At 45.7% G+C, this 14,433-nt stretch carries 13 protein-coding genes; all 13 read left to right on the forward strand.

Features of this window, described 5'->3' with window-relative positions:
• The first annotated feature begins 56 nt into the window (after nucleotides 1–56).
• The 13 genes from G588_RS0101430 to nrdR all read left to right on the forward strand — a co-directional run bounded on the left by G588_RS0101430 (nucleotide 57) and on the right by nrdR (nucleotide 14,280).
• Nucleotides 57–1,109 carry a DUF3592 domain-containing protein gene (locus G588_RS0101430; RefSeq protein ID WP_022776976.1) on the forward strand — a complete coding sequence of 351 codons (1,053 nt, stop codon included), beginning with the start codon at nucleotides 57–59 and terminating at the stop codon, nucleotides 1,107–1,109.
• A 275-nt stretch (nucleotides 1,110–1,384) separates the two neighbouring features.
• Nucleotides 1,385–2,482, forward strand: coding sequence for a redox-regulated ATPase YchF (gene ychF / locus G588_RS0101435; RefSeq protein WP_022776977.1), 1,098 nt, complete (start codon nucleotides 1,385–1,387; stop codon nucleotides 2,480–2,482).
• Nucleotides 2,483–2,497: 15 nt separating this feature from the next.
• Nucleotides 2,498–3,385, forward strand: coding sequence for a prolipoprotein diacylglyceryl transferase (gene lgt / locus G588_RS0101440; RefSeq protein WP_022776978.1), 888 nt, complete (start codon nucleotides 2,498–2,500; stop codon nucleotides 3,383–3,385).
• Nucleotides 3,386–3,606: 221 nt separating this feature from the next.
• Nucleotides 3,607–4,047 carry a division/cell wall cluster transcriptional repressor MraZ gene (gene mraZ, locus G588_RS0101445; protein WP_022776979.1) on the forward strand — a complete coding sequence of 147 codons (441 nt, stop codon included), beginning with the start codon at nucleotides 3,607–3,609 and terminating at the stop codon, nucleotides 4,045–4,047.
• A 20-nt stretch (nucleotides 4,048–4,067) separates the two neighbouring features.
• Entirely contained in the window at nucleotides 4,068–5,006 is a 939-nt protein-coding gene (gene rsmH, locus G588_RS0101450) for a 16S rRNA (cytosine(1402)-N(4))-methyltransferase RsmH (RefSeq protein WP_022776980.1), read from the forward strand.
• Nucleotides 5,007–5,044: 38 nt separating this feature from the next.
• On the forward strand, nucleotides 5,045–5,488 hold the full coding sequence (locus tag G588_RS0101455) for a hypothetical protein (RefSeq protein WP_022776981.1): 444 nt from the start codon (nucleotides 5,045–5,047) through the stop codon (nucleotides 5,486–5,488).
• A 72-nt stretch (nucleotides 5,489–5,560) separates the two neighbouring features.
• Nucleotides 5,561–7,855: a penicillin-binding transpeptidase domain-containing protein gene (locus G588_RS18750; protein ID WP_022776982.1), complete on the forward strand. Its 2,295-nt coding sequence runs from the start codon at nucleotides 5,561–5,563 to the stop codon at nucleotides 7,853–7,855.
• Between the two features lie 55 nt (nucleotides 7,856–7,910).
• Complete coding sequence (gene mraY, locus G588_RS0101465) at nucleotides 7,911–8,861, forward strand: phospho-N-acetylmuramoyl-pentapeptide-transferase (RefSeq protein WP_035787661.1); 951 nt, start codon at nucleotides 7,911–7,913, stop codon at nucleotides 8,859–8,861.
• A 33-nt stretch (nucleotides 8,862–8,894) separates the two neighbouring features.
• Complete coding sequence (murD, locus tag G588_RS0101470) at nucleotides 8,895–10,268, forward strand: UDP-N-acetylmuramoyl-L-alanine--D-glutamate ligase (RefSeq protein ID WP_022776984.1); 1,374 nt, start codon at nucleotides 8,895–8,897, stop codon at nucleotides 10,266–10,268.
• Between the two features lie 22 nt (nucleotides 10,269–10,290).
• On the forward strand, nucleotides 10,291–11,442 hold the full coding sequence (locus tag G588_RS0101475; protein WP_022776985.1) for an FtsW/RodA/SpoVE family cell cycle protein: 1,152 nt from the start codon (nucleotides 10,291–10,293) through the stop codon (nucleotides 11,440–11,442).
• A gap of 1 nt (nucleotide 11,443) precedes the next feature.
• Nucleotides 11,444–12,268 carry a cell division protein FtsQ/DivIB gene (locus G588_RS0101480; protein WP_022776986.1) on the forward strand — a complete coding sequence of 275 codons (825 nt, stop codon included), beginning with the start codon at nucleotides 11,444–11,446 and terminating at the stop codon, nucleotides 12,266–12,268.
• Between the two features lie 113 nt (nucleotides 12,269–12,381).
• On the forward strand, nucleotides 12,382–13,599 hold the full coding sequence (gene ftsZ / locus G588_RS0101485) for a cell division protein FtsZ (protein WP_022776987.1): 1,218 nt from the start codon (nucleotides 12,382–12,384) through the stop codon (nucleotides 13,597–13,599).
• 165 nt (nucleotides 13,600–13,764) lie between these two features.
• A complete protein-coding gene (gene nrdR / locus G588_RS18755; RefSeq protein WP_022776988.1) occupies nucleotides 13,765–14,280 on the forward strand; it encodes a transcriptional regulator NrdR in 516 nt (171 codons plus the stop codon).
• Nucleotides 14,281–14,433: the final 153 nt, after the last annotated feature.

Here is a 14,433-nt window from a genome sequence, read left to right on the forward strand (position 1 = left end):
ACGACGAAACAGAAGACAGATCTGAAAATGAAGACATGAGGGACGGAGGTTAGGATATGATTTTTCATCAGTCTATGGTTAAAATTATTGCCGTGATACTGGCAATTATAGGTCTGTGCGTTGGTGTGAATGTTACTTTTTTTCAGACACGGGGGTTTGTGGAAACAACAGCCGTGATTACAGACCTTACAGAGGAAGGGAGCGGCGATGATACAACCTATCGGCCCACTGTGGAGTATGAGGTTGACGGCGAAACTTATATCGTTAAGCTTGATAATTCCGTTAAAGCCGATAGTGTAGGCAATACGATCACTGTTTTATACGATCCGTCAAACCCGGAGCTTGCCTATGGCAAAAACGGGATGGGCATTTATCTGCTGATCGTCTGCCCGCTTATTCTGGCATTTGTTTTAATCTCTATTTTCAAGGGAAGAAGGGAAAGGCAGGAGACCAAGGAACGTCAGGAATTAAGTGGATATACAGGTTATGCTCCGCATGTTGCGGGAGGGGAAAGAGAACTCTATTTCCTTACTGACCTTGGCACCCCCAAGGCGGGTCATCGAATTGAAGATGAAAACAGAAGAGTGCTTTATGAGGCAAAAATGACAAAATTCGGTGTGGCTGTTGACTATAAATTTGATTTCATAGACCATGAACATGGAAAGACTGTTCCACATCTCGTAGGACAGGTGCTTGAGAGCACCTGGGGTACTCTTCTTGCCGATGTTCATGATACATTTGAATTTGACGGCGTGGATATATGGAAGCATTTGAAGCAAAATGGCATAAGTGTCGAGTCATCTGTCACAGCGGGTGAGGGTGCGCTTGTAGGAATGGAATATCGCATTTTGCGGGACGGAGAAGAAATTGCACACGCTGTGCAGACAAGTCAGTTCCCGCATGAGGAAGATACAGACGCACATAAAGTGGAAGGCAAGATACCTATTCCGGGCTTTTATCGTATTTGGACGACAGAGGTATATCTTGATCTGCTGTTTGTTACGCTTATGGCCTTCGCCAGAAGCGGAGCCGGTGATGACAAGGGCGGCACCTACGGAGCTATACTTGGAACACTTGATAAAATGAAAAATAATGAAGGAAATATATGATAAGAGGCTAATACTGATAGCAGAGTATATAGGAATATAAAAAAGGATATGAAATTAAACAACAAACGATTCAGTATGAAAAGATGCCATTACATGTTTTTACAAATCCGTCCTGACATGGTAATATATATTCGCTGTGTCAGGACTATTTTTATGTCACAATGTGCCATAACGCATAATTAATACAAAAATGGTGCCCGGCGTGGTGCTTGGTACAACAAGCTGAGATAACAAATGGCTTAAATAAAGCATTTTTAAAAGGAGATATATAAAAAATGAAACTAGGAATCGTAGGTTTACCAAACGTAGGTAAGTCAACACTTTTTAATTCACTTACAAATGCAGGAGCGCTTGCAGCAAACTATCCTTTCGCTACAATCGACCCCAACGTGGGCGTAGTTGCAGTACCGGATAAGAGGCTCAAGCTCCTTGGAGATCTGTATAATTCCAAGAAGGTTACACCTGCCACCATCGAGTTCGTTGATATCGCAGGACTTGTTAAGGGCGCCAGTAAGGGGGAAGGCCTTGGTAACCAGTTCCTTGCAAATATCCGTGAGACAGACGCTATCGTTCATGTAGTAAGATGTTTCGACGACCCCAACGTTGTTCACGTTGACGGATCAGTTGACCCTGCAAGAGATATAGAGACAATTAACCTTGAGCTTATTTTTGCAGATCTTGAGGTTCTTGAGAGAAGAATCGCCAAGGTTGCCAAGCTTGCCCGCATGGACAAGGCAGCAGCAAAAGAGCTGGAGATCCTTGAGAAGATCAAGGCAACCCTTGAGGATAACAAGATGGCAAGAGAGCTTGAGATTGAGGATCCTGAGGAGAAGGCTTTCGTTAACAGCCTGGATCTCCTTACCTGGAAGCCTGTTATCTACGCAGCTAACGTAATGGATGAGGACCTTGCCGATGACGGCGCTTCCAATAAATATGTGGCAGCTGTAAGAGAGCTGGCAGCAGGCTCAGGCAGCGAAGTATTCGTTATCAGCGCTCAGATCGAGGCTGAGATCTCTGAACTTGATGAGGATGAGAAGGCAGAGTTCCTTGAGAGCCTTGGCCTTACAGAGTCAGGACTTGACAAGCTCATCGCAGCAAGCTACAAGACTCTCGGACTTATGAGCTTCCTTACTTCCGGTGAGGATGAGACCAGAGCCTGGACCATCAAGATCGGAACCAAGGCACCTCAGGCAGCAGGTAAGATCCACACCGACTTCGAGAGAGGTTTCATCAAGGCTGAGGTTATTAACTACGAGGATCTTCTTCGTGAGGGCTCCATCGCAGCAGCCAAGGAAAAGGGCCTTGTTCGTATGGAAGGTAAAGAGTACGTTGTTCAGGACGGAGACGTTATCCTTTTCCGTTTCAACGTTTGATGATTGGAGGAGCTTATGCCTGATATAATGGGGCAGATGGATATCGCTTTTCCTAATCTTGGTATCTATCTGAAAAATGTTCCGAAGAGCTTCGAGGTCTTTGGAATAACAATAGCTTTGTACGGAGTGATCATTGGACTGGGATTCTTCCTGGCACTGCTCCTTATTTCCAAAATGGCTAAGGTGACAGGGCAGAACTCAGAGGATTACTGGGATGTAGCGGTTTATATCATTGTTTTTTCCATAATAGGTGCAAGACTGTATTATGTGTTTTTCTCCTGGGACTATTACAAGGATAATCCGATCAGCATCTTATATATAAGAAACGGCGGCCTTGCAATATACGGAGGCGTTATCGCGGGCTTTCTTACATTATTTATATACACTAAGATCAAAAAGAAGAGCTTCTTTCTGTTCGGTGACACCATCATGTACGGACTTGTCCTTGGACAGATCCTTGGCAGATGGGGAAATTTCACCAACAGAGAGGCTTTCGGTGAATATACCAACGGCCTGCTGGCCATGAGACTTCCTGTGGAAGCCATTAGAAATCACGAGATCACTCAGCTGATGCAGGACAACATGATACAGGGAACCAATTTCGTGCAGGTAAGTCCCACTTTCCTGTATGAGAGTCTGTGGAACCTGTGTGTACTTATTATTATGCTGATCTACTGCAAGCACAAAAAGTTTGACGGCGAGAATGTCCTTCTGTACCTTGGAGGGTACGGCCTTGGAAGAGCCTGGATCGAGAGCCTTAGAACCGACCAGCTCATAATGCATTCCACGGGACTTCCGGTATCACAGATGCTGGCTATCTGCCTGGTGGTATTTGCGGTTGTGACAGATACTGTTGTCAGACTAAGACTTAAGAAAAAGCCCGCAACAGCAGAAGAAAAATAAAAGTTTTATAAAATTCCTGTAACATAAAACTATATATAGTATTACAAAACTAAGCCTTGGCACATATTGTGCCGGGCTTTTTTTGTTGCCAAAAGCCGCGAAAATATCAGCATTTATCTGCTAAAAAGGTGTTGTTAATAGAAAAAAAATCCTTTATAATGAATTCAGGTGGTAAAAAGTGTCAAAAAGTGGTTAAAAGTGGTAGAAAAGTGGTAAATTAAGTGGGAACAGCATTTAAAGGCGAATACAGTCATTCCATAGACGCCAAGGGAAGACTCATAATTCCTGCAAAATTCCGCGAGATCCTTGGAGAACAGTTTGTGGTTACCAAAGGATTTGACGGATGTCTTTTTGTGTTCGCTCAGGAGGGCTGGGAGAAGTTTGAAGAAAAGCTCCAGGCACTTCCCATGGATAAGCCCGAAGCCAGAATGCTGGGACGTTTCTTTATCGCCGGCGCCATCGACGCCGAAGTCGACAAGCAGGGAAGAATACTTATTCCCTCCAATCTTTTACAACACGCACATATTGAGAAGGACGCCGTTATAGCCGGTGTCGGTAACAGAGCCGAGATTTGGAGCAAGGCTGAGTGGGAGAAGGCAAGTTCCTTCGATGATATCAACAGCATTGCAGCCAAGATGTCAGAATATGGACTTAGCATCTAAGCCCTACGTACAGGAGAGCAATGGAGTTCAAACATTATTCGGTGCTCCTTGATGAGTGCCTGGACAATCTGAATATCAAGCCCGATGGAATCTATCTTGACGGAACCCTTGGAGGAGCGGGCCATTCCTATCACATAGCCGAGAGGCTGACGGAAGGCGGTCATCTCTACGGAACAGATCAGGATGAGGACGCCATCGCAGCGGCAACGAAGCGCCTTGAACCCTTTAAGGACAGAGTTACCATCATCCGTGACAACTATGAGAACGCGGTGGTGAGACTTAAGAACCTGGGCGTTACCGGAGTTGACGGAATTCTCTTAGACCTTGGAGTATCATCCTACCAGCTGGACAACGCTGAGAGAGGATTTACTTATAAAGAAGACGTTCCACTTGATATGAGAATGGATCAGAGACAGGCCCTTACAGCAAGGGACATCGTCAATGACTATTCGGAGACTGAGATCTTCCATATCATAAGGGACTACGGCGAAGACAAATTTGCCAAGAACATTGCCAAGCACATCTGCATTGAGAGGCAGAAGGCACCGATTGAGACTACGTTTCAGCTCAACGACATAATCAAGGCTGCCATTCCTGCCAAGATGAGAGAGAAGGGCGGGCACCCTTCCAAGAGAACCTACCAGGCAATAAGGATAGCGCTTAACAGAGAACTGGATGTACTTCAGAATTCTCTCGACGGATTCATAGATTTCCTCAATCCCGGCGGAAGGTTATGTGTGATCACATTCCACTCCCTGGAGGATAGGATAACCAAGAATAATTTCAGAACCAACGAGAACCCCTGCACCTGCCCGCCGAACTTCCCGGTTTGTGTATGCGGCAAGGTATCCAAGGGAAAAGTAATAACAAGAAAGCCCATTTTGCCAAGCGATGAGGAACTTGAGCAGAACAAGAGATCTCAGAGCGCCAAGCTAAGGGTATTTGAGAGAACAAATTAAGACAAAGATTTAACTGACATTGGAAAAGGAGGATGAACATGGCTAACACAGCATATGTACGCGGAAATACAGTAAGAAAAGAATATGAGCCTTCCCGTGAACCCAGAAGAGTCCATGTTCAGGAACCTCAGAGAATCAAAAAGAGACGCTCACATATGTCCCTGGGCACTCTTTTATACATGACCGTGGCCGTGGTTCTTGTGGTTGCTGCACTTGCATGGTACTTAACACTGCAGGCTCAGGTCAAGAATGCGGGTAAAGAGATCGCTGCTCTTGAGAGTCAGCTCAACACCTTAAAACAGGAGAACGATGAGGCTTATAACAGAGCCAACGGAAGTGTGGACCTGGATGAGGTTAAGAGAATTGCGATTCAGGAATATGGCATGACTTATGCGACAGAAGGCCAGATCGTCACCTACTCAGACGGCGGCGGTAACGATTATGTCAGACAGGTTGCTCCCATTCCACAGGTTGATGGCTGATGGTTGTCACAGAAAAAAATAACGCTATAATAGAATATGTGCGATTTTTTGGAAGGAAGTAATGTGTTATAAATGAAACAAAGTAGATCTGGGAAAAAGCAGAAGTTTACTATAGGAATGAAGAAAAAGCTGGTAGTGCTGTTTACATTGGTACTACTGGCTTTCGTTGGATTAGGGGTAAGACTTATTCTCATAACCAAGAATAACGGCGAGGAGTATGAGAAACAGGTTCTGTCACAGCAGCAGTACGACTCCACCAGTCTCCCATTCAGAAGAGGAGAGATACTGGATGCCAACAATACCATTCTTGCTTACAGTGAGAAGGTATACAATGTAGTATTGGATGCCAAGCTTTTACTTCGAGATGATAAATATCTGGAACCCACCATTAAGGCGCTGGTTACACATTTTGATCTGGATGCGGGAGAAATCAGATCTTATCTCAAGGACCATCCTTCATCTCAGTATTATGTTCTGGCCAAGAAGCTTCCCTACGATCAGATCAGTGCTTTTCAGGAACTCATAACTCCTGGTTCTGATTCCTACGATGCCAATATTCAGGGCATATGGTTCGAATCAGGTTATGTTCGTAAATATCCAAACGGGTCCATGGCCTGTGATGTTATAGGTTTTACCTCCAGCGATAATACCGGTATGTACGGACTGGAGGAGTACTACAATGACACCTTGAGCGGAACCATGGGAAGAGAGTATGGTTACCTCAACGAGGATTCCAGCCTTGAGAGGACCACTATTCCCGCCACAGACGGAGACAATATCGTCACTACAATAGACGGCAACCTCCAGTCAATCGTTGAGAAGCACCTCAAGGAGTTCAACGATACCTACAAGAACAATGCCCGTACCGGCAACGGAGCCAATAATGTGGGCTGCATCATGATGGATATCCACACCGGTGATGTGCTGGCTATGGCCAGTTATCCCAATTTTGACCTGAACAACCCAAGAGACCCCCAGGCCCTCATCGGAATGCCTGCGGTGGATGAGAAGGGCAACAAGGTAAAGGGTGAATCCATATATGATTCCGGTGTCTACATCACCGAAGAGATGATCGAGAACTTCTCAGATGAGGAGCTTTATCAGAATTACAATGCACTTTGGAAGAATTTCTGTATCGCCGACACCTATGAGCCGGGATCTGTAGCCAAGCCTTTTACGGTAGCTACAGGACTTGAGAGCGGCTCCATTACAGGAAATGAAGTTTATAACTGTACCGGTGTCCTTGAAGTGGGCGGATGGCCTATCCACTGCCACAACACCTACGGCGACGGCTACGTATCCGTTGAGAGAGGTATAGAGATTTCCTGTAACGTAGCGATGATGTACATTGCCCAGTCCATCGGCAACGGAACCTTCACCAAGTTCCAGAAGGACTTCGGTTTCGGACTTAAGACCAATATCGACCTGGCGGGAGAAGCAAGAACAGAGGGACTTACCTACAACGCTGCAGATATGACCTCCTCAGATCTTGCCACCAACTCCTTCGGACAGGGCTTTAACGTAGATATGATCGAGATGATCACGGGCTTTTGCTCCCTGATCAACGGTGGCTATTACTATGAACCCCATGTGGTCAAAAAGATTGTTTCCAGCAGTGGAGCCACCATCAAGAACATAGAACCAAGAGTGCTGAGACAGACCGTTTCCGCCAGCACCTCCGAGAAGATCATTCAGTACTGCAACCAGGTTGTGGCAGGAGCTGAAGGAACCGGTAAGACAGCAAGACCTGCCGGCTACATGATAGGAGGCAAGACCGGAACAGCTCAGACCCTTCCCAGAAAGAACCAGCAGTATGTTGTATCCTTCATGGGATATGCGCCTGCTGATAACCCTCAGATAGCTATTTACGTGGTTGTGGACAGACCCAATACCGACTATCAGCCTGATGCCAAGTACGCCACAAGGATCGTAAGAGCAGTGCTGACAGAGGCGCTTCCCTACCTTAACTATCCTATGACTGAGCCCCTTTCCGACAAGGAGCAGCAGGAGCTCATGGAGCTTCGTGATCAGATGGTCACAACTGCCAATATCGAAGAAGCGGCAGTGGAAGGCCAGGAGGGTCAGGAAGGCCAGGAAGGCGAAGCAGCAGAGGGTGAAGAAGGCACAGAGGAGAATCAGGAGGCAGCTGCAGAGGAAGAGCAGCCCGCCATGGACGGACCCCGTTCCTCCATCTGGGAGACCTTTGAAAGAGATCCTTCCACCGGTTATTACATTGATCCCAACACGGGAGCCATGATCATTCCTGAGACCGGAACGGTTATCGGAGGAGACGATCTTCCCGATTTTGACGGCGACGGCCCCGGAAGTGAAGGAAACGCTGATAATACTGCAGAGGGTAATCCATAAGTTTCATAATGAGATAGTTTTTTATTGAGAGGTAATAGAGTTGAGTGCGTATTTTTTGAGAACATTGGTACCGGTATTTGTATCTTTTTTCATCGCAGTTCTTTCGGGACCTGTGATAATCGAAATCTTAAGGAAGCTTAAGGCTGGGCAGACCGTCCGCGAGGAGGGCCTTGAATCCCACAAGAAGAAAACGGGAACCCCTACAATGGGAGGCTTTATTTTCCTGCTGCCTTTCCTTATCATCGGCATATTCTACGGAGCAAGCCACAAGGAGGTCATTCCTGTACTTATTCTGACCTTCGGTTTTGGCCTTATCGGATTTCTCGATGACTATATCAAGGTTGTCAAAAAGCACAATTTAGGCCTCAGAGCCTGGCAGAAGATCGTGGGACAGTTTGTGATAACTGTAATATTTGCTCTGTATGTGGAGAACTTCACTGATCTTTCACTGGCAATGAAGATACCTTTCACCGATATTTCACTGGATTTTGGAATCTGGAATATTCCGATCCTGTTCTTTATTGCACTGGGAACCGCCAACGGAACCAACTTTACCGACGGAGTTGACGGACTGTGCGCATCTGTGACAGCTGTTGTAGCAGGCTTTTTTGCCATTGCAGCCATGCATTATCAGGCAGGCGGCGCAGAGGTTATGTCCTGCGCAATGTTGGGAGGACTCCTTGGATATCTTGTTTACAACGTATATCCGGGCAAGGTTATGATGGGAGATACAGGCTCTCTGGCTATCGGAGGCTTTGTAACCGGAATTGCTTACGTTATGCATATGCCCATATTTATAGTTATTGTCGGATTTATCTATGCTTTTGAAGTTATTTCTGTAATCCTTCAGGTTTCATATTTCAAGATTTCGGGAGGAAAGAGGATTTTCAGAATGGCCCCTATCCATCATCATTTCGAGAAGGGCGGCTGGTCCGAGACCAAGGTAGTTAACGTATTCACCACAATCACAGTGCTTCTGTGCCTTATCGCATACGCAGGCCTGTGATATCATCAATCAGTATTTTAGAAGGAAACAGTTATGAAAGCAGATCTTAAAGGTAAAAAAGTACTTGTAATAGGTTCAGGCCTCTCCGGAGTAGGCTCAGTAAGACTCCTTAACCAGGTAGGGGCAAAGCCTGTTGTTCTTGAGGAGAACACCAAGGTTACAGAGGAGGATATCAGAAACAAACTCCACGAGGAAGACAGAGACAGCACCAAGATAATCGTTGGAACTATTTCAGATGAAGAACTCTCTGATATTGTGCTCACAGTTCCGTCTCCTGCGGTACCTCTTGATTCTCCTACAGTTATGAGGATCAAGGAAAAGAATATTCCGATCTGGAGCGAGATTGAGCTTGCCTACAGCTTTTCCAAGGGCAAATTTGTTGCAATAACAGGAACCAACGGCAAGACCACCACAACAACCCTTGTAGGTGACATAATGAAGGCTCATTTTGGCAAGGTATATGTGGTTGGCAATATCGGCGTTTCTTTTGCTGAGAGCGCACTTGAAATGACAGATGATACCGTTACCGTGGGAGAAATCAGTTCCTTCCAGTTAGAGGCTGTGGACAATTTCCATGCCAATGTATCCGCAATCCTTAATGTGACACCGGATCATCTCAACAGACATCACACCATGGAATGCTACGCAGCCATGAAGGAGAATGTCACACATAACGAGACCAAAGAGGACACCTGCGTCCTTAATTATGACAATGAATACACCAGGGATTTCGGTAGCAGATGCCCTGCCAAAGTAGTATTTTTCTCAACCAAAGAGAAACTTACAGATGGCTTCTACCTTGAGGGTGAGGACATCATGATGAGTAATGCCGGCAATCCCATGAAGATAATGAATATCCACGACATGAACCTTGTTGGTATGTGTAATGTAGAGAATGTTATGGCTGCAATTGCCGTGAGTCTTGCCATGGGAGTTCCTCTTTCCGAGATACTGGAGGTTATAAGGGGCTTCAAGGCCGTTGAGCACAGAATTGAGTTCGTGGCAACCAAGGGCGGCGTAGATTATTACAATGATTCCAAGGGCACCAATCCCGATGCTGCAATTCAGGGAATCAAGGCCATGTCCAAGCCAACAATCCTCATCGGAGGCGGCTATGACAAGGGCAATGAATACGATGAATGGATAGAGAATTTCGGAGATACGGTCAAGCTCCTTGTGCTTATAGGTCAGACCAGGGAGAAGATAGCAGAGTGCGCCGAAAAACACGGTTTTACCAACTATGTGTTCAAGGATACCTATGAGGAGGCTCTGACCTTCTGTACCGAATCTGCGCAGCCCGGAGACGCCGTTCTTCTTTCACCTGCCTGCGCAAGCTGGGATATGTTCCCGAATTATGAGACCAGAGGAAAAAGATTTAAAGAGTATGTGAATAAGCTCGCTGATTGAGCATTGTTGCAAGGGGTTAGTTTTGGAAAGATTTAAGACATTAAGAAAAGAAAAGGCAGAGTCCTATATTGATTACAGTATGATCTTCATCATTCTGTTTCTTTTGGCCTTCGGACTGGTAATGCTGTATTCCACCAGTTCCTACGAGGCGAACCTGGATTTCGGGGATTCCGCATATTATTTCAGGCATCAGCTGATACCGACACTTATAGGACTTGGGGGTATGGTTTTATTATCTTACTTCCCCTACAGGTTTTTTAAGAATCTGGCGCTGGTGATCTATGTGGGTGCCCTTGCGTTTCTTTTTGCCCTTATTCCCTTCGGAAAGGTTATTAACGGTGCCAAGAGATGGCTTAATATCGCCGGATTCTCGGTTCAGCCCGCGGAGATCTGCAAGATCGCGGCAATCATTTTTTCCGCCACGATAATAGCCAAGCTGCAGAAGAACCTTATGACCGCCAAGGGACTGGCCGTTACGCTGGTTCCGACCTTTTTTATGGCAATCCTGGTGTACAAGATCACCGATAACTTAAGTTCCGGTGTTATCATTCTGGGAATTGTAGGTCTGATGCTCTTTATTTCGACGCCCAATTACAAGCCCTATATTATAATTGCTGTTTCGGGTCTTGGGGCCTGTGCTGCTATTGTCTGGTTCATTTCAAGTTCTGCCGGTAATCCTGAGATGGGATTCAGATCAGAGCGTATTCTTGCCTGGCTCGATCCCAATGCACACGCTTCAGGCAAGGGATTCCAGACGCTACAGGCGCTGTATGCCATCGGCTCCGGTGGTATCTTTGGTAAGGGACTGGGTGAGAGTATGCAGAAGATGGGCTTTATTCCCGAGGCTCAGAACGATATGATCTTTTCAATCATCTGCGAAGAGCTGGGACTCTTCGGAGCAATTGCTGTTATGCTGATGTTCCTGATCCTTATCTGGAGACTTATGATCATCGCCAACAATGCCCCTGATATGTTCGGAGCGCTGCTGGTTATTGGTGTTATGGCCCATATTTCAATACAGGTTATTCTTAACATCGCTGTTGTTACCAACACCCTTCCCAACACGGGAATCACTCTTCCCTTTATCAGTTACGGAGGATCCGCCGTTATCATGCAGCTGGCGGAGATTGGCATTGCGCTCAATGTAGCAAGAAATATAGGAAGAGCGGATTAAGATGGGTAAGAAACGTAAAAGAAAAAGACCTTCGCAAAGAAGGCCTATATTTCCAAAGATTGATATTGGGGAATTATTCCGAAATATCGGCATATATTTTCTCAGAAGAAAGAGTCTTATAGTTATTGCGGCTCTTGTTGTTATTCTGCCGATAGCGGCCCTTATTGCCCTTAAATACATATCTGACAACTATACCGTCACCAATGTTTATGTGACCGGCAATACCCATTATACCAACGAAGAGATAATGGAAATGGTCATGGACGGACAATTTGGTCATAACAGCGTATATCTGTCCATGAAATACAGGAATAAGAGCATTGAAGACATTCCCTTCATCCAGAAGATGAGCGTGGAGATATTATCTCCGGATACCATCAGGATCAACGTGTATGAGAAGGCCATTGCGGGATACATACAGTATCTTGGCAGATATATGTACTTTGACAGAGACGGAATAGTGGTGGAGAGCTCCCTTGAGAGCTCGGATGACGTTCCGCTGGTTCTGGGGCTGTCCTTTGACCACGTTATCATCCATGAGAAGCTTCCTGTGGAAAATGAGAGCGTATTTGCCGAGATCCTGGATATAACTAAACTGCTGTCCAAATATGAACTTCATGCGGAAAAAATCTTTTTTGACAGCGACTATGACGTATATCTGTATTTTGGCGGAGTTGAGGTCAGTATCGGCACGAGAGACTACATCGATGAGAAAATTATTCAGCTCCAATATATCCTTCCGAGTCTCGAAGGGAAAAGCGGAATTTTGGAAATGAAAGATTATAACGAAGATACCACCAACATCACTTTTGAAGAGAAAAGCTAATGAATTGTCGGACAAAAAGTAAAGATTTCATAAAAAAAGTGGGTTGATTATTAAAAAAAAAAATCGTATCATAGCTAGTAGGAGTCTATGAGGTTTATGAAGGAGGAGTAGCTTTGCTGGAGATTAAGTCAAATGAGGCGGAATTCGCTTGTAAGATCATCGTCGTTGGGGTAGGCGGTGCAGGCAATAACGCTGTGAATAGAATGGTTGATGAGAACATTACCGGTGTTGAATTTATCGGTATCAATACAGATAAGCAGGCACTTCAGCTCTGCAAGGCCCCCAAGCTTTTGCAGATCGGTGAGAAGCTTACCAAGGGACTTGGCGCAGGAGCTAAGCCTGAGGTAGGACAGAAGGCAGCTGAGGAGAGTGCAGAGGAGATTTCTGCAGCTATCAAGGGCGCAGACATGGTATTCGTTACCTGTGGTATGGGTGGCGGAACCGGTACAGGTGCAGCTCCCGTAGTAGCCAAGCTTGCCAAGGATATGGGTATTCTTACAGTTGGCGTTGTAACCAAGCCTTTCAATTTTGAGGCTCGTGTTCGTATGCAGAACGCTATGCTGGGTATCCAGAATATTAAGAGCAATGTAGATACGCTTATCGTTATCCCTAATGATAAGCTTCTTGAGATAGTTGACAGACGTACAACAATGCCTGATGCCCTTAAGAAGGCTGATGAGGTTCTTCAGCAGGCAGTACAGGGAATCACTGATCTTATCAATGTTCCCGCTATCATCAATCTGGACTTTGCTGATGTTCAGACTGTCATGAAGGACAAGGGTATCGCTCATATCGGTATCGGTAGCGGCAAGGGCGATGATAAGGCATCAGAGGCTGTTAAGATGGCCGTTGAGAGTCCTCTTCTTGAGACCAAGATCAACGGTGCAACCAACGTCCTTATTAATATTTCAGGTGATATCTCCCTGACAGATGCACAGGAAGCATCAGATTACGTTAGAGGACTTGCCGGAGATGACGTTAACGTTATCTTTGGTTCAACATACGATGAGAACAAGACTGATACATGTACCATCACTGTTATCGCAACAGGTATCGAGGACAAGGCCAACACAATGCCTCAGCAGCCTGTTCAGAGAGCAGCAGCACCTCAGCCCGTGGTACAGCCTATGGGAACACCTGCAATGCATGTGGCACCCCAGCCGGTTGTTACACCTGTAACACCTATTCAGCCTACTGTTACTCCTATCGGAACAGCAACAGAGCAGGTTGCAAGACCCGCAGCCGGAATGACACTTAACAGACCTACAGAGATCAGAAGCACTGTAGAGCCCAAGTCACTTAAGATTCCGGATTTCCTTCAGAGGAAGTAATATTGATGATTATGAGCCCTTCGCCCTCGGCGAGGGGCTTTTTTTCGGCTTTATCCGATATTTTGTGTAGAAAAGACCGACAAAACATGATACAATAATTTGTGGAACAAGCCTATGTTCGTACTATATACAGTGTATATAATTTGAGAATATGGAGGGAATAGCATGAAATGCCCATTTTGTGGTAAGGATGACACCAGAGTTATTGATTCAAGGCCTGCAGACGAGAATACATCCATAAGACGAAGAAGAGTCTGTGATTCCTGCGGCAAGAGATTCACTACCTACGAGAAGGTTGAGACTATTCCCCTTATTGTTATCAAAAAAGGCGATGTGCGTGAGCCCTACGACAGAGCCAAGATTGAGGCTGGCGTATTCAGAGCCTGCCACAAGCGCCCTGTCAGCGCAGAACAGATCACCAAGCTGGTGGACTCCGTTGAGACCGAGGTCTTCAACATGGAGCAGAAGGAAATTCCCAGCCGTGCCATCGGTGAGATCGTCATGGACAAGATGAAGAATCTCGATCCGGTAGCCTATGTTCGTTTCGCATCCGTATACAGAGAGTTCAAGGATGTGAATACCTTCATGGACGAGCTCAAATCCGTTCTTCGTAAGGAGGCTGACGGCACAATAACAGATTCCACCGACAAGAACACTCCTCTATTGAAGAAGGAGAGCTAATTTAACCAAAATGTATATCAGGCAGCTATGCGGAAGTTGGTTTTTTGCATAGCTGTTTTTTATAGTCTGTTCTTGACAATTCTTTGACGAAGCCGTATATTGAACGATGTAATTGGTCTAGCCAAAGACCAAGAAAGAGGAGGAAGATTTGAA

The sequence above is a fragment of the Butyrivibrio sp. AE3009 genome (assembly GCF_000420845.1).
GTDB lineage: Bacteria > Bacillota > Clostridia > Lachnospirales > Lachnospiraceae > Butyrivibrio.

What these genes read in the sequence shown, in the direction of transcription:
- G588_RS0101430 (WP_022776976.1), top strand. Translation starts at nt 57, where the DNA reads ATGATTTTTCATCAGTCTATGGTTAAAATTATTGCCGTGATACTGGCA.
- ychF (WP_022776977.1), top strand. Translation starts at nt 1,385, where the DNA reads ATGAAACTAGGAATCGTAGGTTTACCAAACGTAGGTAAGTCAACACTT.
- lgt (WP_022776978.1), top strand. Translation starts at nt 2,498, where the DNA reads ATGCCTGATATAATGGGGCAGATGGATATCGCTTTTCCTAATCTTGGT.
- rsmH (WP_022776980.1), top strand. Translation starts at nt 4,068, where the DNA reads ATGGAGTTCAAACATTATTCGGTGCTCCTTGATGAGTGCCTGGACAAT.
- G588_RS0101455 (WP_022776981.1), top strand. Translation starts at nt 5,045, where the DNA reads ATGGCTAACACAGCATATGTACGCGGAAATACAGTAAGAAAAGAATAT.
- G588_RS18750 (WP_022776982.1), top strand. Translation starts at nt 5,561, where the DNA reads ATGAAACAAAGTAGATCTGGGAAAAAGCAGAAGTTTACTATAGGAATG.
- murD (WP_022776984.1), top strand. Translation starts at nt 8,895, where the DNA reads ATGAAAGCAGATCTTAAAGGTAAAAAAGTACTTGTAATAGGTTCAGGC.
- G588_RS0101480 (WP_022776986.1), top strand. Translation starts at nt 11,444, where the DNA reads ATGGGTAAGAAACGTAAAAGAAAAAGACCTTCGCAAAGAAGGCCTATA.
- nrdR (WP_022776988.1), top strand. Translation starts at nt 13,765, where the DNA reads ATGAAATGCCCATTTTGTGGTAAGGATGACACCAGAGTTATTGATTCA.